The sequence below is a fragment of the Pelomonas caseinilytica genome, from assembly GCF_021353235.1.
Lineage (GTDB): Bacteria > Pseudomonadota > Gammaproteobacteria > Burkholderiales > Burkholderiaceae_C > Pelomonas > Pelomonas caseinilytica.
The window spans coordinates 66,589-86,120 of sequence record NZ_JAJTWT010000010.1 but is presented as its reverse complement, the minus strand read 5'-3'; the positions used below and the strand labels follow the sequence as shown (position 1 = coordinate 86,120).

14 protein-coding genes are annotated in these 19,532 nt (G+C 69.5%); 1 reads left to right on the top strand and 13 read right to left on the bottom strand.

Features of this window, described 5'->3' with window-relative positions; translation table 11 throughout:
• Positions 1-28 precede the first annotated feature (28 nt).
• Genes LXT12_RS20910 through LXT12_RS20900 form a run of 3 tightly spaced genes read right to left on the bottom strand, consistent with a single transcriptional unit; the run spans position 29 to position 3,541 of the window.
• On the bottom strand, positions 29-970 hold the full coding sequence (locus LXT12_RS20910) for an ABC transporter substrate-binding protein (RefSeq protein WP_233394234.1): 942 nt from the start codon (positions 968-970) through the stop codon (positions 29-31).
• Positions 971-998: 28 nt separating this feature from the next.
• Positions 999-1,982 (bottom strand): ABC transporter permease, encoded by a 984-nt coding sequence (locus LXT12_RS20905; protein ID WP_233394233.1) that lies wholly within the window; start codon positions 1,980-1,982, stop codon positions 999-1,001.
• The gene (locus LXT12_RS20900; RefSeq protein WP_233394232.1) at positions 1,979-3,541 is read right to left on the bottom strand and encodes a sugar ABC transporter ATP-binding protein; all 1,563 of its coding nucleotides are present in this window, start codon (positions 3,539-3,541) and stop codon (positions 1,979-1,981) included. The genes LXT12_RS20905 and LXT12_RS20900 overlap by 4 nt, the downstream gene beginning before the upstream one ends.
• Positions 3,542-3,791: 250 nt before the next feature.
• Here LXT12_RS20900 and LXT12_RS20895 point away from each other — a divergent pair, with 250 nt between their 5' ends.
• Entirely contained in the window at positions 3,792-5,963 is a 2,172-nt protein-coding gene (locus tag LXT12_RS20895; RefSeq protein WP_233394231.1) for a glycoside hydrolase family 9 protein, read from the top strand.
• Between the two features lie 22 nt (positions 5,964-5,985).
• On the opposite strand, the gene LXT12_RS20890 is transcribed toward LXT12_RS20895, so the two are convergent.
• The 10 genes from LXT12_RS20890 to LXT12_RS20845 form a co-directional block, all read right to left on the bottom strand.
• Positions 5,986-6,720, bottom strand: coding sequence for a substrate-binding periplasmic protein (locus LXT12_RS20890; protein ID WP_233394230.1), 735 nt, complete (start codon positions 6,718-6,720; stop codon positions 5,986-5,988).
• Positions 6,721-6,733: 13 nt separating this feature from the next.
• Entirely contained in the window at positions 6,734-7,897 is a 1,164-nt protein-coding gene (gene mmsB, locus LXT12_RS20885) for a multiple monosaccharide ABC transporter permease (RefSeq protein ID WP_233394229.1), read from the bottom strand.
• An 8-nt stretch (positions 7,898-7,905) separates the two neighbouring features.
• A complete protein-coding gene (gene mmsA / locus LXT12_RS20880) occupies positions 7,906-9,447 on the bottom strand; it encodes a multiple monosaccharide ABC transporter ATP-binding protein (protein ID WP_233394228.1) in 1,542 nt (513 codons plus the stop codon).
• Complete coding sequence (chvE, locus tag LXT12_RS20875) at positions 9,447-10,508, bottom strand: multiple monosaccharide ABC transporter substrate-binding protein (protein ID WP_233394227.1); 1,062 nt, start codon at positions 10,506-10,508, stop codon at positions 9,447-9,449. The genes mmsA and chvE overlap by 1 nt, the downstream gene beginning before the upstream one ends.
• A 32-nt stretch (positions 10,509-10,540) precedes the next feature.
• Positions 10,541-11,461: an alpha/beta hydrolase gene (locus LXT12_RS20870; RefSeq protein ID WP_233394226.1), complete on the bottom strand. Its 921-nt coding sequence runs from the start codon at positions 11,459-11,461 to the stop codon at positions 10,541-10,543.
• 42 nt (positions 11,462-11,503) lie between these two features.
• Positions 11,504-13,555: a glycoside hydrolase family 2 protein gene (locus LXT12_RS20865; protein WP_233394225.1), complete on the bottom strand. Its 2,052-nt coding sequence runs from the start codon at positions 13,553-13,555 to the stop codon at positions 11,504-11,506.
• Positions 13,552-16,380 carry a beta-galactosidase GalA gene (galA, locus tag LXT12_RS20860; RefSeq protein ID WP_233394224.1) on the bottom strand — a complete coding sequence of 943 codons (2,829 nt, stop codon included), beginning with the start codon at positions 16,378-16,380 and terminating at the stop codon, positions 13,552-13,554. Before galA ends, LXT12_RS20865 begins: the two co-directional genes overlap by 4 nt.
• 118 nt (positions 16,381-16,498) lie before the next feature.
• Positions 16,499-17,251 (bottom strand): PEP-CTERM sorting domain-containing protein, encoded by a 753-nt coding sequence (locus LXT12_RS20855; protein WP_233394223.1) that lies wholly within the window; start codon positions 17,249-17,251, stop codon positions 16,499-16,501.
• Between the two features lie 117 nt (positions 17,252-17,368).
• Positions 17,369-18,646 (bottom strand): L-fuconate dehydratase, encoded by a 1,278-nt coding sequence (locus LXT12_RS20850; RefSeq protein ID WP_233394222.1) that lies wholly within the window; start codon positions 18,644-18,646, stop codon positions 17,369-17,371.
• A gap of 7 nt (positions 18,647-18,653) precedes the next feature.
• A complete protein-coding gene (locus LXT12_RS20845) occupies positions 18,654-19,508 on the bottom strand; it encodes an ureidoglycolate lyase (RefSeq protein ID WP_233394221.1) in 855 nt (284 codons plus the stop codon).
• Positions 19,509-19,532: the final 24 nt, after the last annotated feature.

Here is a 19,532-nt window from a genome sequence, read left to right as displayed (position 1 = left end):
GCAGGAGGGACGGTCGTCTGGCACACATTCAGTACAGGACCGCCTTGGCCTCGGCGGATTTCAGGTTGCCCTTGGTGACCCAGACGACGCCCGTGTCGCGGAACTTGGGCACCGGCTTCTTCTGCAGCACGTCCTGCACGGTCTTCACGCCCAGGTAGCCCATCTGGTAGGAGCCCTGCACGGCGATGCCGGCGAGCGTGCCGTCGTCGACGAACTTCTGCAGGTCCTGGTTGCCGTCGAAGCCGATGGCCACCACCTTGCCGGCGCGCCCGCTCTGTACCAGGGCACGGCCCATGCCGACGGCAGTGGGCTCGTTGGCGCCGAAGATGGCCTTCAGGTCGCGGTGGGCAGCGAGCACGTCGGTGGTCTGGTTCAAGGCCGTCGCCATCTGCGACTGCGAGTAGAACGGCCCGACGATCTCCAGCTTGGAATGGGCCTTGAGGTAGCTGGTGAAGGCCCCCACGCGGCCTACCTCCGAGCCCGCGCCGGCGACGTAGGACATGACGGCCACCTTGCCCGTCGTGCCCACCTTGGCGATCAGCTCCTTGGCGCAGAGCTCGCCGGCGGCGCGGTTGTCGGTCGTGAGGAAGGACTGGTAGTAGGCCTTGCCGGCCTCGGACACCTGCGAGTCGATCAGCACGACGGGGATGCGCGCCTCCCAGGCCTTCTTGATGGCGGGAACCAGGGCGTCCGGGTCGGACGGTGCGAGCACGATGCCGGCGACGCGGCGGTTGACGGCGTTCTCGACCAGGTTGACCTGGTCGGCGATGGCGGACTCGCTGGCCGGGCCGGAGAAGGTCATGGTGTGGCCCGCGACTTCCTTCATGCCGGCCTCGGCGCCCTTGTTGACGTTCTGCCAGAAGGTGGAGTTGGTGGTCTTGACGATGACGGCGATCTCGCCGGCCTGGGTCGTCGAGCCGATCAGGGCCAGGCTGGCGCTCAGCAGTGCGAGGCGCAGGGAACGTTGCATATCTTGTCTCCTGAGGGGAAGCCGGTCTTCAGCGCCGGTTGCGGAGTTGGTCGATCCAGACGGTGACGAGGATGACCCCGCCGATGATGATCTGCTGGGTGAAGGACGAAACGCCGTTCATGTTCAGCCCGTTGCGCAGGATGCCGATGACGAAGGCGCCGATGAGCGTGCCGGAGATGGTGCCCACGCCGCCGATGAGCGAAGTGCCGCCGATGACGGCCGCGGCGATGGCGTCGAGTTCGTACATGACGCCCTCGTTGGGCTGGGCCGTCACCAGGCGCGACATCAGCACGCAGCCGGCCAGGCCGGCCAGGGCGCCGGAGGTGACGTAGGCGAACATCGAGACGCGGTTGACGTTCACGCCCGACAGCCGCGCGGCTTCGCCGTTGGAGCCAACGGCGTGGATGTGGCGGCCGAGCGTCGTGCGGCGCAGCAGGATGCCCGCGACGATGGCCAGCACCACCATCAGCAGCACTGGATAGGGGATGCCGGGGAAGACGACGTTGGGGAAGCCCTGCTCGTCGATCTCCTCGATGCGCCACAGGGCACCGTTGCCGAGCGTGCCGAAGGCCTCGCCCAGGCCCGACACGGCGCGGGCGTCGGTCAGCTGCAGCGCGAGGCCCCGTGCCACCAGCATCATGCCCAGCGTCGCGATGAAGGGCGGCAGCTTGAGCCGGGTGACGCACAGGCCGTTGACGGCGCCGCACAGGCCGCCGACGACGATGCCCAGGACAAAAGCCGGCGCCACCGGCAGGCCGGCCTTGACCAGCAGCCCCGCCACCACCCCCGACAGCGCCAGCACGGAACCCACCGAGAGGTCGATGCCGCCGGTCAGGATGACGAAGGTGGCGCCGATGCCGAGGTAGACGATGGACGTCACCTGCAGGGCCACGGTCATGGCGTTGCCGAGGCTGAAGAAGGCGCTGCTCGTCATCGAGAACACGAGGATCAGGATGAGCAGCCCGGCCAGCGCGGCGAACTTCTGGATGAGGTCTTTCTGGCGGTCGTTCATGAGGGAATCGAGAGGGCCGCTGCGGGCGGCGCCGAGGCCTCGGCCGGGCCGACCGAGGCGTGGTGCATGATGTGCTGCTGGCTGCAGTGGCGGGTCTCCAGCATGGCGGCGAGCCGCCCCTGGCGGAAGACGGCGACGCGGTCGGTCAGGCCCATGATCTCCGGCAGGTCGGAGCTGATCATGATGACGCCGATGCCCGACGCGGCCAACTCGTCCATCAACTGGTAGATGGCGTAGCGGGCGCCGACGTCGATGCCGCGCGTGGGCTCGTCGAAGAGGATGACCCGCGCCTGGCGGAACAGCCACTTGGCGATGACGATCTTCTGCTGGTTGCCGCCCGAGAGCAGCCGGGCGACCTGTGCGGGCGACGGTGTGCGGATGCCCAGGCGCTGGATGTAGTGCTCGGCCGTCTCGCGCTCGCGGGTGGCGTCGATGAAGCCGAGGCGGCTGGACACGGCGCCCAGGTTGGCCAGCGTGATGTTGTGGGCCACGCTCATCTTCACCGCCAGGCCGTGGGCCTTGCGGTCCTCCGAGACGTAGGCGATGCCGGCGGCGATGGCGTCGCGCGGCGAGCGCAGGCTGACGCCCTGGCCGGCGAGTTCGACCCGCCCGGCGTCGACGGGGTCGGCCCCGAACAGGGCGCGCGCCACCTCCGTGCGGCCCGCGCCGACGAGGCCGGCGAAGCCCAGGATCTCGCCGCGGCGCAGCTCGAAGTCGACCGGCCCGAAGACGCCGTCGCGCCGCAGGCCGCTCACCTTCAGCACCACTTCCTGGCCGGGCTGGCGCGTGGGCGGAGGGAACTGCTGGTTGAGTTCGCGGCCCACCATCAGGCCGACGATCTCGGGGATGCTGGTCGCAGCCCAGTCCAGGGTGGCGATGTACTGGCCGTCGCGCAGCACCGTGACGCGGTCGACGATGTGGTCCAGTTCGTCCAGCCGGTGCGAGATGTAGAGGATGCCGACGCCTTCGCGCTTGAGGTCCTGCACCACCCGCAGCATGCGGGCGGCGTCGGCCTCGCCGAGCGAGGAGGTCGGCTCGTCCATGATGAGCAGCCGGGCCTGCATGGACAGGGCCTTGGCGATCTCCACCATCTGCTGCTGGGCGATGGACAGGGTCGACACCTCGGCGTCGGGGTCGATGTCCACGCCCAGGCGCTGCAGGCAGGCGCGGGCGCCGTCGCGCTGGCGCTCGCGGTCGACGAACCAGCCGCGCCGCGGCTCGCGGCCCAGCCAGATGTTCTCGGCCACGCTGAGGTGGGGCACCAGGTTGAGCTCCTGGTGGATCATGACGATGCCCAGGGCCTGGGCCTTCTGCAGCCCGGCGATGCTCACCGGCGTGCCGTCGATGCGGATCTCGCCCTCGTCGGGCGCGTAGACGCCGCTGAGGATCTTCATCAGCGTGGACTTGCCGGCGCCGTTCTCGCCGCAGATGGCGTGCACCTCGCCGCGCCGCACGTCCAGCGCCACGCCCGCCAGCGCCACGACGTTGTCGAAGCGCTTGCTGACGCCTTGCATGCGCAACAGCGGCACGGCCGGGTCAGCGCAAGGGGAGATGGTCATCGAACGGAGGAGCAGACAGGGTTAGCGGTCATGCCACTTTGCCACAAAATGGTTTTGGTCTGACCAGTAAATACCCGAGCTGGTGCGTTCGGTAAATTGGACTGACCAAACTGGTCGGACCTGTTGGCTTTGTGACAAATTTGGTCTGGCCAGCGTAAACCCTCTCCCCTCGGGATGGCGGCGGCCACTTAAGCTGCGTCGGCATTTTGGTCTGACCACGATGCCGTTCGACAAATCCAAGGAGACAAAAGTGGACATCAAGAATGGACTGCTGCTTGCAGCCGTCGCGTTGGGAGCGCCCGCCTGGGCGCAGACATGCCAGCCCACGGCCATCACGCCCTATCTCAACATCAACGGAACGACATCCTGGGCCAGCAAGGCCTCGGCGTCGCTGAACGCGGGCTCGCGCGTCGTGCTCGGCCCGCAGCCGATCTCCGGCAGCTGGTCGTGGAGCGGCTGCGGCGCCTCGGGCAGCGCGCGCGAGCAGACGCTCAAGCTCACGGCGACCTGCACGGCCACGGCCACCTACACCAACAGCTGCGGCGCCAAGAGCACCCAGGCCTTCAACTTCACGGTCTGGCCGGCCATGGCTGCCAATGCCGGCAAGTTCATCATGGTCGACCAGTTCGGCTACCTGCCCACCATGCGCAAGGTGGCCGTGCTGCGCTTCCCCAAGGTCGGCTACGACAGCAACCAGAGCTACTGGCCCCAGCAGTTGCAGGTGGTGAACTCCGCCACCGGCGCGGTCGTCTACACCGCCTGGCCGCAGGACTGGAACGGCCTGCAGACCGACGCGTCCTCGGGCGACCAGGTCTGGACCTTCGACTTCAGCAGCATCACCACGCCGGGCACCTACGAAATCGTCGACCCCACGGCCAACCAGCGCTCGGCACGCTTCGAGATCGGCGACAACCTCTACCGCAACGTGCTGATCCAGGCCGTGCGCATGTTCTTCTACCAGCGTGCCGGCCAGGCCAAGAGCGCCAGCAACGCCGGTGCCGGCTGGGCCGACGGCGCCAGCCACCTCAAGGCCGGCCAGGACTCGCAGGCGCGGCGCTTCCTCGACCCCAACAACGCCAACACGGCCCGCGACCTGCGCGGTGGCTGGTTCGATGCCGGCGACTTCAACAAGTACACCAGCTGGGCGGCGGCCTATGCCCAGGACCTGATGGAGGCCTATCTCCAGAACCCCACGGTCTTCACCGACGACTTCAACATCCCCGAGTCCTACAACGGCATCCCCGACATCCTCGACGAGGCCAAGTGGGGGCTCGACTGGCTGGTGCGCATGCAGAACAGCGACGGCTCGGTGCTGTCCATCGTCGGACTGGCCAGCGCCAGCCCGCCGTCGGCGGCCACGGCGCCCAGCTACTACGGCGACGCCAGCACCTCGGCCACGCTGGCTGCTGCCGCCGCCTACGCCGAAGGCGCCAAGGTCTTCGGGGCGCTCAACAACTCGGCCATGACCAGCTACGCCGCCGACCTGAAGTCGCGCGCCCAGCGCGCCTGGACCTGGGCCCTGGCCAATCCCAAGGTCATCTTCCGCAACAACGATGCCGCCAGCGGCACCAGCGGCCTGGGCGCGGGCCAGCAGGAGACCGACGACACCGGCCGCGCGGAGCTGCGCCTGATCGCCGCCATCAAGCTGTTTGCCGCCACCGGCGACACCACCTACCGCGACTACGTCGACGCCCACTACACCGAAGCGCCGATGTTCGCCTCGTGGTATCTCTCGGCCTTCAACGCCGGCAACGCCCGCAACCTGCTGTACTACGCGGCCCTGCCGGGCGCCACGTCCAGCATCGCCTCCGCCATCCGCGCGCGCTTCCTCGACCTCTGGGGCCGCAGCGACTACGGCGGCTGGGGCGCCGTCGACGCGCAGAAGGACCCCTACCGCGCCTACATCGACAGCTACACCTGGGGCAGCAATGCCGTGAAGGCCAACGCCGGCACGCTGTTCACCGAGGAAAGCTACTACGGCATCAGCCGCCACACGGCCGACCAGGTGTCCAACGCGGCGGCCGACTACCTGCACTACCTGCACGGCGTGAACCCGCTCGGCAAGGCCTACCTGACCAACATGGTGAGCTTCGGCGCCGAGAACTCGGTGAACCAGATCTTCCACAGCTGGTTCGCCGACGGCAGCGCACAGTGGGACAGCGCCGCCACCTCGACCTACGGCCCGGCTCCTGGCTACCTCGTCGGCGGCCCGAACTACGGCCAATGGGACTGGGACTCGCGCTGCCCCGGCATCTCGTCGGCCTGCGGCTCCACGCGCCCGACGCCGCCCTACGGCCAGCCGCCGCAGAAGTCCTACCTCGACTTCAACGACGGCTGGCCGCTGAACTCCTGGCCGATCAGCGAGCCCTCCAACGGCTACCAGACCAACTACATCCGCCTGCTGGCGCGTTTCGTGAAGTGAGGTTGCCACCGCTGCCGCTGGCTCAGCGGTAGCGGTCGAGCAGCGCCTGCAAGCTGCCATCGACCCGCATCCGGTCGATGGCGTGGTTCAGCGGCTCAAGCAGGGCCGCCTTGCCGGGAGACAGGGCGCAGCCCAGCTCGTAACGCTCCACCTCGATGGCCTCGCGCAGGCCGGAGGCGGGGTGGTCCCTCAGGAAGAAGGCGAGGGCGGCGCGGTCGGTGACTGCATAGCGGACGCGGCCCGCGGCCAGTCGCCGCAGGTTGGTGACGGCATCCGGCACGTCCTCGCGCCGCGGCGCCCGCATGAAGGCCTGGTCCAGCACGGGGTAGCGATAGCCCAGCACGGTGCCCAGCGGCTCGTCGCGCAGCGCATGCAGCGCCACCACGGGCGGCGCCGACGGATGCGCGGCGATGATGCCCGCGCCCGGCAGGAAGGCGCGGGTCCACAGCAACCCGTCCTCCAGCCAGCCCGGCTTGACGTAGCAGATGAGGTCGGCCGTTCCCGTGGCCAGCGCCGGTCCGGCCCGCTTGCTGGGCAGCGGAACGAACACGGCCCCGAGGCCCAGGCGCTCGGCCAGGACCTCCCCGACGTCCTTGATCAGGCCTTCCGCCGGCAGGGCGCCCGCCATGCGCAGCACCGGCATCGACTGGTTGGTGGGCGCGACGATGCGCAGCGCCGGCGGCCCCTCGGCGGCATGCACGCTGCCGCAGAAAGCGAACGCCGCCAGCAGCAGGACCGAGCCGCGGCCGGACGTCATGGCGCGGCGCGCTTCAGCCCTTGCGTCGGTTGTAGACGTCGAAGACCACGGCAGCCAGCAGCACCACGCCCTTGATGACCTGCTGCCACTCGATGCCGATGCCGAGGATGGACATGCCGTTGTTCATGACGCCCATGACGAAGGCGCCGATGACGGCCCCCGTCACCTTGCCCACGCCGCCCGAGGCCGAGGCGCCGCCGATGAAGCAGGCGGCGATGACGTCGAGCTCGAAGCCCAGGCCGGCCTTGGGCGTGGCCGTGTTCAGGCGCGCGGCGAACACCAGGCCGGCCAGGGCGGCCATGACGCCCATGTTGACGAAGCACAGCAGGGTCAGCCGCTCCGTCGGGATGCCCGACAGGCGCGCGGCCCGCTCGTTGCCACCCAGGGCGTAGACGCGCCGGCCCAGCGTCGTGCGCCGCGTGACGAAGACGAACAGGCCGATCAGCACCGCCATCAGCAGCAGCACGTTGGGCAGGCCCTTGTAGGAAGCCATCAGCCAGGCGAGGGCTGCCAGGGCGGCGCTCTGGGCCGCCAGGCGCAGCAGGAACAGGAACAGCGGCTCGGCCGCGGCACCCAGGGCGGCGGCCTTGCGGCGCGCCAGCAGCTCGCGCAGCGCCAGCAGGACGACGAGGCCCAGGCCCAAGGCCAGAGAGGCCGGATGCCCCTCGGCGCCGCCCGGCTCGGGCAGGAAGCCGCTGGCCAGCACCTGGAAGCTGTCGGGGAAGGGGCCGATGGACTGCCCGCCGAGCAGGGCCAGGGCCAGGCCCTTGAAGACCAGCATCCCGGCCAGCGTGACGATGAAGGAGGGGATCTTGAGCCAGGCGACGAAGGCGCCCTGCACGGCGCCGATGACGGCGCCCGCCACCAGGCAGGCGGCGATGGTGGGCAGGACCGGCCACTCCATGTTCACCATCAGCACGGCGGCCAGGGCACCGACGAAGCCGCAGACCGAGCCGACCGACAGGTCGATGTGGCCGGCCACGATGACGAGCAGCATGCCCAGCGCCATCACGACGATGTAGCTGTTCTGCAGGAAGATGTTGGTGAGGTTCAGCGGCTGCAGCAGGGTGCCGTCGGTCAGCACCTGGAAGAAGCCCATGATGGCGACCAGGGACAGCAGCATGCCGTAGTCGCGCAGGTGCGAGGCCAGGAAGCGGCGGAGCGAAGAGGGAAGCATGGGAGGTTTCAGTGGGTGCCCAAGAGGGCGTGCATGACGGTTTCCTGGGTCGCGCCGGCGGCCGGCATCTCGCCGACGAATTCGCCCTCGTTCATCAGGTAGAGGCGGTCGCACATGCCGAGCAGTTCCGGCAGTTCGGAGGAGATCATCAGGATGGCCCGGCCCTGGGCAGCCAGCTCGGCGATCAGGCTGTAGATCTCGAACTTGGCGCCGACGTCGATGCCGCGCGTAGGTTCGTCGAGGATGAGCAGCTCCGGGTCGGTGAACAGCCACTTGGCCAGCACCACCTTCTGCTGGTTGCCGCCGGAGAGGTCGCCCACCGGCTGCTCGACGCTGGCGCAGCGCGTGGCCAGGCGGCGGCGGAAATCGTCGGCCACGGCATGCTCGCGGGCGTCGTCGATGAGGCCCAGGCGCGAAACGCCCTCCAGACGGCTCAGGGAGGTGTTGCGGGCGATGCTGTCCGGCAGCACCAGCCCCAGGCCCTTGCGGTCCTCGGTGACGTAGGCCAGGCCGGCCTGGATGGCGCGCCTGACGGTCGACACGTCCACCTGCCGGCCGCGCATCCAGGCTGAGCCGCGGATGCGCCGCCCCCAGGAGCGGCCGAAGAGGCTCATCGCCAGCTCCGTGCGCCCGGCGCCCATCAGGCCGGCGATGCCGACGATCTCGCCGCGGCGCACGTTCAGGCTCACGCCCTTGACTGCCTCGCGGCCGACGTGCAGCGGGTGTTCCACCCACCAGTCCTTGAGCTCGAAGAGCACTTCGCCCGGATTGGGCTGGCGGCGCGGATAGCGGTCCTGCATCTCGCGGCCCACCATGGCGCGCACGATCTCGGCCTCGGCCGGCGGTGCCTCGCGGCAGTCCATCGTCGCGATGGTCGAACCATCGCGCAGCACCGTGATGGCGTCGGCCACGGCAGCGATCTCGTTGAGCTTGTGCGAGATCAGCACGCAGGCCACGCCGCGGCTGCGCAGCTTCTTGAGCAGCTCCAGCAACGCGGCGCTGTCGTCCTCGTTGAGGCTGGCGGTCGGCTCGTCGAGGATGAGCAGGCGCACGTCCTTGGCCAGGGCCTTGGCGATCTCGACCAGCTGCTGCTTGCCGACGCCGATGTCGCCGACCAGCACGTTGGGCGACTCCTCCAGGCCGACCTGCCGCAGCAGGTCGACGGCCCGGGCATGCGTGCGCTCCCAGTCGATGACGCCGTGGCGGGCCAGCTCATGGCCGAGGAAGAGGTTCTCGGCGATGGACAGCTGCGGGATCAGCGCCAGCTCCTGGTGGATGATGACGATGCCGCGCGCCTCGCTGTCGCGGATGCCGGCGAAGCGCTGCAGCTCGCCATCGAACCAGATCTCGCCCTCGTACTCGGGGTGGGGATAGACGCCCGACAGCACCTTCATCAGCGTCGACTTGCCGGCGCCGTTCTCGCCGATGACGGCATGGATCTCGCCATGCCGCACCGCGAGGTCGACCTGGCGCAGCGCCACCACGCCGTGGAATTTCTTGCCGATGGCGCGCATCTCCAGCAGCGCGCCCGGCTGCACCGTGGCCTGCATCACTTCAGTTGGCTTTCCTTGTAGTAGCCGCTGTCGACCAGCACGGCCTTCAGGTTGGAGGCGTCCACGGCCACGGGCTTGAGCAGGTAGGACGGCACCACCTTGACGCCGTTGTTGTAGGTCTTGGTGTCGTTGACTTGGGGGCTGCGGCCGGAGACGGCGGCGTCCACCATGTCGGCCGTGACCTTGGCGAGTTGGCGGGTGTCCTTGAAGACGGTGGAGGTCTGGTCGCCGCGCAGGATGGCCTTGACCGACGGCAGGTCGGCGTCCTGGCCGGTGATGACGGGCATGGGCTGGCTGGGCGTGCCGTAGCCGACGCCCTTGAGCGACGAGATGATGCCGATGGACAGGATGTCGGCCGGCGACAGCACGGCGTGCAGCTTCTCCTTGCCGTAGAACGCCGACATCAGGTTGTCCATGCGCGCCTGGGCCGTGGCGCCGTCCCAGCGCAGGATGCCCACCTTCATGGCGCCGAGCTGCTTGCTGCGCACCACCAGCTTGCCGCTGTCCAGGTAGGGCTTGAGCACGCTCATGGCGCCGTCGTAGAAGAAGGCGGCGTTGTTGTCGTCCGGCGAGCCGGCGAAGACCTCGAGGTTGAAGGGGCCCTTGCCCTGCTTGAGCCCGAGCTTGTCGACGATGGAGTTGGCCTGCAGCACGCCGACCTGGAAGTTGTCGAAGGTGGCGTAGTAGTCGACGTTCGCGGAACCGCGGATCAGGCGGTCGTAGGCGACGACCTTGACGCCCTTCTCGGCGGCCTTCTTCAGCGTGCTGGACAGCGTGCTGCCATCGATGGAGGCGATGACGAGGGCCTTGACGCCCTTGGTGATCATGTTCTCGACTTGGGACAGCTGCACCGGGATCTCGTCGTCGGCGTACTGCAGGTCGGTGTTGTAGCCCAGGGCCTTGAAGGCCTTGACCATGTTCTCGCCGTCGGCGATCCAGCGCTGCGAGCTCTTGGTCGGCATGGCGATGCCGATGGTGCCCTTGCCCTGGGCGAGGGCGGCGGTGGCGGGCGCGAGTGCGAGCAGGAGGCTCAGCCCGAGAAAGGTGGTGCGACGCATGCGTTGTCTCCGTGGGGGGTCGTCGTGAAGCCTCAGCGGAACAGCCGCCGGGCGAAGTGGTAAACATTCTCGGCCCAGCTGTCGCGGTCATGGCCGTACTCGTCCACGTTCCAGACATGCGCCACACCGAGATCCCGCAATTCGCGGTGCATGGACTGTGACACGTTGATGAGGCCGTCCCGGTTGCCGCAGGAAAGGTAGACCAGCTTGAAACTGTGCCGCGCGGCTGCCGGGTCGCGCAGCAGCTCCAGGGCTGGCCGCGTGTTGGGCGCCGACGAGAAGCCGCCCACCCAGGCGAAGGCCTCGGGATGGCCCAGGCCGAAGTTCAAGGCCTGGCCGCCGCCCATGGACAGGCCGGCGATGGCGCGATGCCCGGCATCGGCGAGGGTGGGGTAGCTCGCATCGACGGCCGGCACCAGCGACTGCAGCAGGTCGGCCTCGAAAGCGCCGAAGGCCGCGATGTGCTCGGGCGTGAAGGTTTGCTCGGCGGGCGGCGGAGCGTCGTCGGCCCGGGCGCGGCCGTTGGGCATGACGACGATCATGGGCTCGGCCTGGCCCTGGGCCAGCAGCCGGTCCAGGACGGCCATGGCGCGCACGTAGCCCCGCCACTCGTGCTGGTTGCCGCCGATGCCGTGCAGCAGGTAGAGCACGGGATAGCGCCGCTGCGGCGAGTAGCCGGGGGGCAGGTAGACCAGGGCGGTGCGGCGCGTGTGCGTGACGGCCGAGTCGTAGCCGAACTCGGCGACCTGGCCTTGCGCGATGCCCGCGGCGGCGTCGGCGAAGCCAGCCGGGGGCTTGTCGAAGACGCGGACATCGTCGGCCGCCAGGACCACCTTGCGGTTGAAGTTGGCGCGGGCCTCGGCCTGGCCGGGCGGCTCGGCGCCCTGGGCCTGCGCCGCGAGGGCGGCCGTCAGGCCCAGGGCGAACAGGGCTCGGGCGATACGGGGAGGCATGGTCATTCTTTCGTCGGCGGACGCGGCATGGTGATCGGAGTTTCAGCGCGAGGACTCGGGGCCGCGGCCTTCGACCTGCCAGTCGACACGTTCGCGGCTGCCGCGGTCGTCGCTGACCTCCAGCGTCGCGGGACCGGGCGTGAGCTCGACGGCCGGCCACACCGCCACGCGGTCGACGACGTCGACGGTGCCGACGACCCGGCCATTGAGCCGCAGCGTGGCCTTGGCGGCGTTGCTGTAGGCCTTGACGGTCACCGGGCCGGCGGGCCGCGTGGACAGGCGGGGACTGGCGATGTGCAGCACGGGCCGGCTCTGCCACCAGGCGCGCATCAGGTGATAGGCCTCCTTGAGCGAGCGCCGGTCGTAGGTCACCAGGCCCTTGTCGTTGCGGCCGGTGGTGTCGCCCTCGTGGCGGTTGGCGGCGGCATGGTCGAAGCCCAGCCAGATGAAGCGGCCCCACAGGTAGGGGCGTTTCTCCAACTGGGCGGCATAGGCTTCGTGGAAAAGCGCCTGGTATTGCTCGGGGTGCCAGCGGCCGCCCGGCTCGGGTCGGCGCGGCGGGTCCTCCTGCTGCACGGCGCTGGCGCCGGCGCCGTATTCACCCAGGCCGATGGGCTTGGACGGCAGCTTGGCATGCAGCTTGTCGGCCCAGGGGCCGATGTCGCCGAACTGGCCGTCGTACCAGCCCCAGTAGCGGTTGTAGGAGGCCAGGTCCGTAGCCAGGGCCATGGGGTGGTCGTCGGGCGCGCAGCAATGGGCGTAGGTGGTCAGGCGGGAGGAGTCTTCCTGCTTGGCCAGGGCATGCAGGTCGGCCAGCAGGGCGCGGATGGCTTCGTCGCTGCGGTAGACCTCGTTGCCCACGCCCCAGACGGCCACGGAGGCGTGGTGGCGGTTCTGGCGCACCAGCTCGCGCAGCTGGCCGTGCAGGTTGTCGCGGAAGGCTTCGCTCTCGTCCATGGCCGAGTTCAGCGGGATCTCGGTCCACAGCACCAGGCCGAGTTCGTCCGCGCGGTCGTAGGTGTAGGCCGGATGCTGGTAGTGCACCAGGCGCAGGCCCGTCAGGCCGAGGTCCATCAGGATGCGCAGGTCCTCGTCGATCTCGGCCGGGCCGACGGCCACGCCGCGGCCGGGGCGGCCGGCATGGAAATAGTTGACGCCGTAGAGAGGGTAGGGCTCACCGTTGAGCAGGAAGCCGCGCTGCGGATCGACGCCGAAGCGGCGCAGGCCGACGGGCAGCTGCACGGCATCGGCCACCTCGGAGCCCTCCAGCAGCTCGGCGCTCAGCCGGTAAAGATAGGGGTCCTTGACGCCTTGCCACAGGTGGGGTGCCACGACTTCCAGCCGGGCGCGCGCCGCGGTACCGCCCGCGGGCAGGTGCAGGCGCTGGACCTGCTCCGCCACGCGGTGGCCCTGGGCGTCGCGCAAGGTCAGGCGCAGGCGCCGCTCGACGGGACGGGGGCCGTCGTTGCGCAGTTGCACCTGCAGCTGCAGGCGTGCATGGGCGGCGTCCAGCTCGTCGATGTCGAAGCTCAGGCCCGGGCCGCCGTGGTCGAGCAGCTCGATGTGGGCGGTGGGGGTCTCGATCAGGCGCACCGGCCGGATCAGGCCGCCGAAGACGGTGAAGTCGCCGCCGAGCGGCGCCACCTGCGGCAGCTTGCCGTTGTCCACGCGCACGGCCAGCACGTTGGGCCCGGGCCGCAGCAGCGCCGTGATGTCCATGCGAAAGCGCGCATAGCCGCCTTCGTGGCGGCCGGCCAGGCGGCCATTGACCCAGACGTCGGCAGCCAGCGTCGCGGCGTCGAACTCGAGGAAGCGGCGCCGGCCCGCGACGGCCTCGACGTCCAGCGTGCGGCGGTACCAGGCTGGCCCGCGGTAGGGCGTGCCGCCGGTCTCGCCGTCGACGGCGTTGTAGGTGTGCGGCAGGGTGACGAGGGACCAGCCGGCATCGTCGAAGCCCGGCGCCTGGGCGCCGGCCACGTCGGCCCGCTGGAAGCGCCAGGCGTCGTCCAGCGGCGCGACGCGGCGTGCCGCCTCGGCCTGCAGCGCCAGCAGCAGGCCCAGCAGCAATCCCAGCAGGCGCGCCGCCGTCTTCATGGCGAGCCGCGCTCCAGCGTGACGCGGCCCAGGATGCCCGAGGGCTGGCCCGGAGCAGCCTGGACGAGCACGGTGACCTGGCGCCGCCACACGCCGCGGGGCAAGGTGACGGCGAAGGGGGCGGGCGCGGCGTCGGTCTTCTCGCCGAGCTTGGCGCCGTCGACCCAGACTTCGGCCTTGCCGGCGATGCTGCCGAAGGTCAGCTGGGCGCGGCCGTCGTTGCGGTCGGCGCGCACGTTGACGTTGCTGCGGTAGAGGCGGAAGGCCTCGGCCTCGGGGCCGCGGCGCATCGGCGGCTCGTCCCAGCCCCAGGAGTTCATGTCGCTCTCGGCCAGCACGACGTTGGGATCGGGCCGCCCCACGGTAGCCGGCGAGACGCGCCAGCTGAGCAACGGCGTGGTCGGCTCGGCGACGGGCACCTGCGGCGGGGCGGTGGCGGCGTTCACCGCCAGCTCGACCTCGGCCGCCTGCAGGCCCTCGGCGCTGGCCCTCAGCTTGAGCCGGCCGTGGCCCTCGCGGCGGGCTTGCACGATGACCTGGGCCAGGCCATTGAACAGGCTGCGTTCGCTGGCCTTGTCGGCCTCGTGGGAATTGGGGTCGCCGTTGCCGACGCCAATGATGGCGCCGGGGCCTTCGAGGGCGAAGCCGACCTTGTCCTGCGCCAGCGGCACGGGCCGCCCCTGGGCATCGACGGCGCTGACGGTGACCGGCACGGCGTCCAGCCCGTCGCCGGCGAGGGCAGGGCGGTCGGGCGTCAGCACCAGCCGCACCGGCGGGCCGCTGGTCTCGACGACGTCGCGCGCCACCTCGCGGCCGTCGCGCAGCGCCACCGCCTCGATGCGGCCGGGCGCGTAAGGCACCTGGAAGTGGTTCATCTCGTAGGGGTCGACGGCCTGCTCGCCGACTTCGCGGCCATTGAGCAGGACGCGCACGCGCTGGGCGTTGCTGGTGACCATCACGTGGATGGGTCGGCCCTCGCGGCCCGGCCAGTTCCAGTGCGGCTGCAGCTTGACGACGGGCCTGTCCTTGACCCATTGGGCCTGGTGGATCCAGAAGGCGCCCTTGGCGAAGCCGGCCAGGTCCATCGCGCCGAAGAAGGAACTGGCGCTCGGCCACTGGTAGGGCGTGGGCTCGCCGCGGTAGTCGATGCCGGTCCAGACGAATCCGCCGGCGATGAAGGGGCGCTGGGCGATGGCCTTCCAGGCCTGGCGGTGCGTGTTGCCCCAGGAGGACGGCTCATCGTCATAACTGCCGAACACCTGGCGCTCCTTGTCGCTGGCGTACTCGCCGCGCGTCATGAAGGCGGAGGTGTCCTCGGTGCTGGTCAGCGGGCGCTTGGGGTGCTTCTTGTGATAGTCGTCGTAGATCCAGATCTGGTAGTTCAGTCCGACGACGTCGATGGCATCGGCGGCGTTGAGGTCGGTGGTGAGGCCGCCGTGCATGGCCCCCGTCACCGGCCGCGTGGCGTCCAGCTTCCTGATCTCGGACACCATGCGCCGCGCCATCTCGTAGCCCGACTCGGTGCTCTGCAGCGGCTCCTCGTTGAAGATGGACCAGAGGATGACGCTGGGGTGGTTGCGGTCGCGGCGCACCTGCCAGGTCAGCTGCTGCAGGGTGTCGGGCGAGGGGTTGAAGTGGCGGTTCTCGTCCATGACGAGAAAGCCCATGCGGTCGGCCATGTCCAGCACCTCGGCTGCCGGCGCGTTGTGGGCGAAGCGGATGGCGTTGGTGCCCATCTCCTTCAGGCGGCGCAGGCGGAACTCCCAGATGGACTCGGGCACGGCGACGCCGACGCCGGCATGGTCCTGGTGGATGCAGACGCCCTGGATCTTGACCGGCTCGTCGTTGAGGAAGAAGCCGCGGTCGGCGTCGAACCGGATGCTGCGGAAACCCGTCTGCACCTCGGTGCGGTCGATCTCGCGGGCGCCGTCCCGCAGCACGGCCTGCACGCGATAGACATTGGGCTGGGCCAGGGACCACAGCCTGGGTTCGCGCACGTCGAGCTTGACGCGGGCGATGGCTGATTCGAGGGCGGCGACGCGGGCCCGCGCGCTGCCCTTGGCCACTTCCCGGCCGGCCGGGTCGACGAGCGCCACCTCGACGAGGCCTTCGCGGGCGGCCTTGTCGCTGCTCTGCAGCGTCACTTCCACGGGGATGCTCCAGCGCGCGCCCTGCTTGACCGGGTTGGCGTGCAGACCGTCGGTGGCGATGTGCAGGGCGTCGCGCTTGACCAGCCAGGTGTGGCGGTAGATGCCCGCGCCCTCGTACCACCAGCCCTCCTGGGCGTCGGCGTCGACGCGCACGGCGATGGTGTTGACGTCGTCGCCATAGCGCACGAAGGGCGTGATGTCGATGTTGCGGCCGTTGTAGCCCGACCAGTTGCGGTTGACGAGGACGCCGTTGACCCACACGGTGCTGTGCGTGGCGATGGCATCGAACTGCAGCTCGATGTGGCGGCCGCGGTCGGACGGGGGCAACTGCAGGTAGCGGCGATACCAGGCGATGCCGCGGGTGCGGTAGCCCTGGGAGACGTTCTCGTTGCGGTCGAAAGGGGTCTCGACGGCCCAGTCGTGGGGCAGGTCGAGGCGGCGCCAGGCCGAATCGTCGAAGTCCGCGGCGGCGGCCCCCCAGCCATTGTTGGCCTTGCCGTTCTGGTAGCTCATGCCATGGCCCTTGACGGCCGGCATGGCCACCTCGCCGCGATGGAAGAGCCAGCCGGCGTCGAGGGACAGGCGCTCGCGCCCGGCCGCCTGCGCGGGCAGGGCGAGCACCAGCAGCAGCCACGCGGCCAGCAGCCAGGCCAGGGAGGCGGAAGGTCGGGACATCGGAGCTGCTCGCCTGGACGAGTCCATCTTGAAATGAAAAAGCGCCGCGCAGCCCGGTGGGGCCGCGCGACGGAAAGCAGACGTCAGGGACGCCTGGTCGACCCGGAGAGCGAGTCGTTCAACCTTTGCGGCGGCGGTAGATGCCGACACCTGCCAGCCCTGCGAGCAACATGGCCATGCTGGACGGTTCCGGCACTGCCGCGACGGACTCGGCCGATGCGGTCAGGCCGATGTGGATCTTGGCCCAGGTGTTTGCCGTCGTGCTGGGATTGGTCCAGCTGGCGGTCAGCATGGACGGGCCGCTGTAGGCCGTATCGCCGAAGACGACGGCCTCGGTGTAGTTGGCCGGCAGGCAGGTGTCCGTCGTGAAGTCGGTGCTGCACAGCTCGATGTAGGCGTTGCCCTGCGACATGGCGCCGGCAGCCAGCAGGCTGTCCACCTTCATGCTGACGGTGATGGTCGCGCCATTCGCCACGAGGATCTGGTTGTCGATGACCTTGGCAAACGACCAGCCAGCCTGGCCGCCGCTCACGTCGACCTTGGCGAGGGCGCTCACGCCATCCAGGTTGGTGTTGGGGGTCTTGGCGGTCAGCGAAGCCGTCGCCATGGAGGCGCCGTCCACCACCGAGCTGCTGGCCGCCTGGCCATGCCAGACTGCCGCGCTGTCGGCGAAGCTGGGGTTGCTGAGTCCGACGCTGGTGCCGGCCGACACCGGCACCCAATCCACCCCCGTCGGGAGGTAGTACCACCAGCCGCCGCCCGACACCGACAGCGAGAGGTTGGAAATCTTGACTTCCGCCGTGTCGGCGGCGGCCAGTTGCGAGGCCGCGACCAGGGCGGCGCCAACGACGAACTTGAAGTTCTTGAGCATTTGTATGTCTCCAATTGTTTTCACATCGAGACCGGGAAAAATCTCGTGGTATTACCAGTTTGCCAAAAACACAAACTGGTCTTACCAGTGAAACTACCTAGAGACTCGGCACCCCCCTCAAACGGGGTGCCGATAGCGCTCCAGCGACGCGGGCTTCATCGTGATGGAAAACCCCGGCGCGCTCGGCGGCATGTAGGCCGCGCCGCGCACGACGCAGGGGTCTTCGAAGTGCTCGTGCAGGTGGTCGACGTACTCGATGACGCGGCCCTCCCGCGTGCCCGAGATGCAGAGGTAGTCGATCATCGACAGGTGTTGCACGTATTCGCACAGGCCCACGCCGCCGGCATGCGGACAGACCGGCAGGCCGTGCTTGGCGGCCATCAGCATCACGGCCAGGATCTCGTTGACGCCACCGAGACGGCAGCTATCGATCTGCACCACGTCAATGGCGCGGCGCATGATGAACTGCTTGAACAGGATGCGGTTCTGGCACATCTCGCCGGTCGCCACCTGCATGGGCGCGACGGCCTCGCGGATGGCCCGGTGGCCCTCGACGTCGTCGGGGCTGGTGGGCTCCTCGATGAACCAGGGCTTGGCGAAGGCAAGCTCCTTGAGCCAGTCGATGGCCACGGGAACGTCCCAGACCTGGTTGGCGTCGATCATCAGCTTGCGGTCCGGCCCCAGCACCTCGCGGGCGATGCGCAGGCGCCGGATGTCGTCCTGCAGGTCCCGCCCCACCTTCAGCTTGACGTGGTTGAAGCCGGCGTCCACGGCCTCCTGGCAGAGGCGGCGCAGCTTGTCGTCGGGGTAGCCGAGCCAGCCCGCCGAGGTGGTGTAGCAGGGGTAGCCCTCGCGCTGCAGCGTGGCCAGGCGTTCCGCCTTGCCCTCGGCCGCGCGGGTCAACAGCGCCAGCGCCTCGTCGGGAGTGATGCAGTCGGTGATGTAGCGGAAGTCGATGCAGCGAACGAGTTCCTGCGGGCTCATGTCGGCCACCAGCCGCCACACCGGCTTGCCCTCGGACTTGGCCCACAGGTCCCAGACCGCGTTGACGACGGCGCCCGTGGCGAGGTGGATGGCGCCCTTGTCCGGGCCGATCCAGCGCAGTTGGCTGTCCGAGGTGACATGGCGCCAGAAGCGGCCCATGTCGGCCGCGATCCAGTCCAGCTCCAGGCCGACGACGAGGTGGCGCATCGCCTCGATGGCCCGGCAGCAGATGTCGTTGCCGCGCCCGATGGTGAAGGTGAGGCCGTGGCCTTCGAGGCCGGGCTGGTCGGTCTCCAGGATGACGTAGGCCGCCGAGTAATCGGGGTCCGGGTTCATCGCATCCGAGCCGTCGAGATGCTGGGACGTGGGAAAGCGCACGTCGACCGTGCGCAGGGCGGTGATGCGGGTCATGGCAGGCTCAGGCGGCTACGGTGAGCTGGGTCTGCATGCCGAGGCCGGCGATGCCCAGGCGCATGGTCTGGCCGGGCTTGAGGTAGACCGGCGGCTTCTGGCCGAGGCCCACGCCCGGCGGCGTGCCCGTGGAGATGATGTCGCCCGGCTGCAGGCTCATGAAGCGGCTGAGGTAGCTGACGATCTGGGCGACGCCGAACACCATGGTGCGTGTGTTGCCGTTCTGGTAGCGATGGCCGTCGACGTCAAGCCACAGGTCGAGCTGCTGCGGGTCGGGCACCTCGTCGGCTGTCACCAGCCAGGGGCCGATGGGGCCGAAGGTGTCGCAGCCCTTGCCCTTGTCCCATTGCGTGCCGCGCTCGAGCTGCCACTCGCGCTCCGAGACGTCGTTGACGACGCAGTAGCCGGCGACGTGCTGCATCGCGTCCGCCTCCTCGATGTAGCGCCCGCCCTGGCCGATGACCACACCAAGCTCGACCTCCCAGTCCGTCTTGACCGACCCGCGCGGGATCTGCACGGGATCGTCCGGGCCGCTGATCGCGCTGGTCCACTTGGCAAAGACCACCGGTTCGTTCGGCACCGGCAGGCCCGATTCGGCGGCGTGGTCGGCGTAGTTCAGGCCGATGCAGATGAACTTGCCGACCCGGCCGACGCAAGGGCCCAGGCGCAAGCCGGCCTGGGGTGCGCCGGGCACCAGGGGGAGGGTGGCCGGGTCGATCTCGCGCAGCCGGGCGAGGCCGGCCGGCGTCAGCGCGTCGCCCGCGAGGTCGTCGAGATGCTGAGACAGGTCTCGGACGCGGCCCGCGGCGTCGAGCAGGCCGGGGCGTTCCTGGCCGGCGGGGCCATAACGAAGCAATTTCATGGCAATCGGTGGGGAGGGAAATCG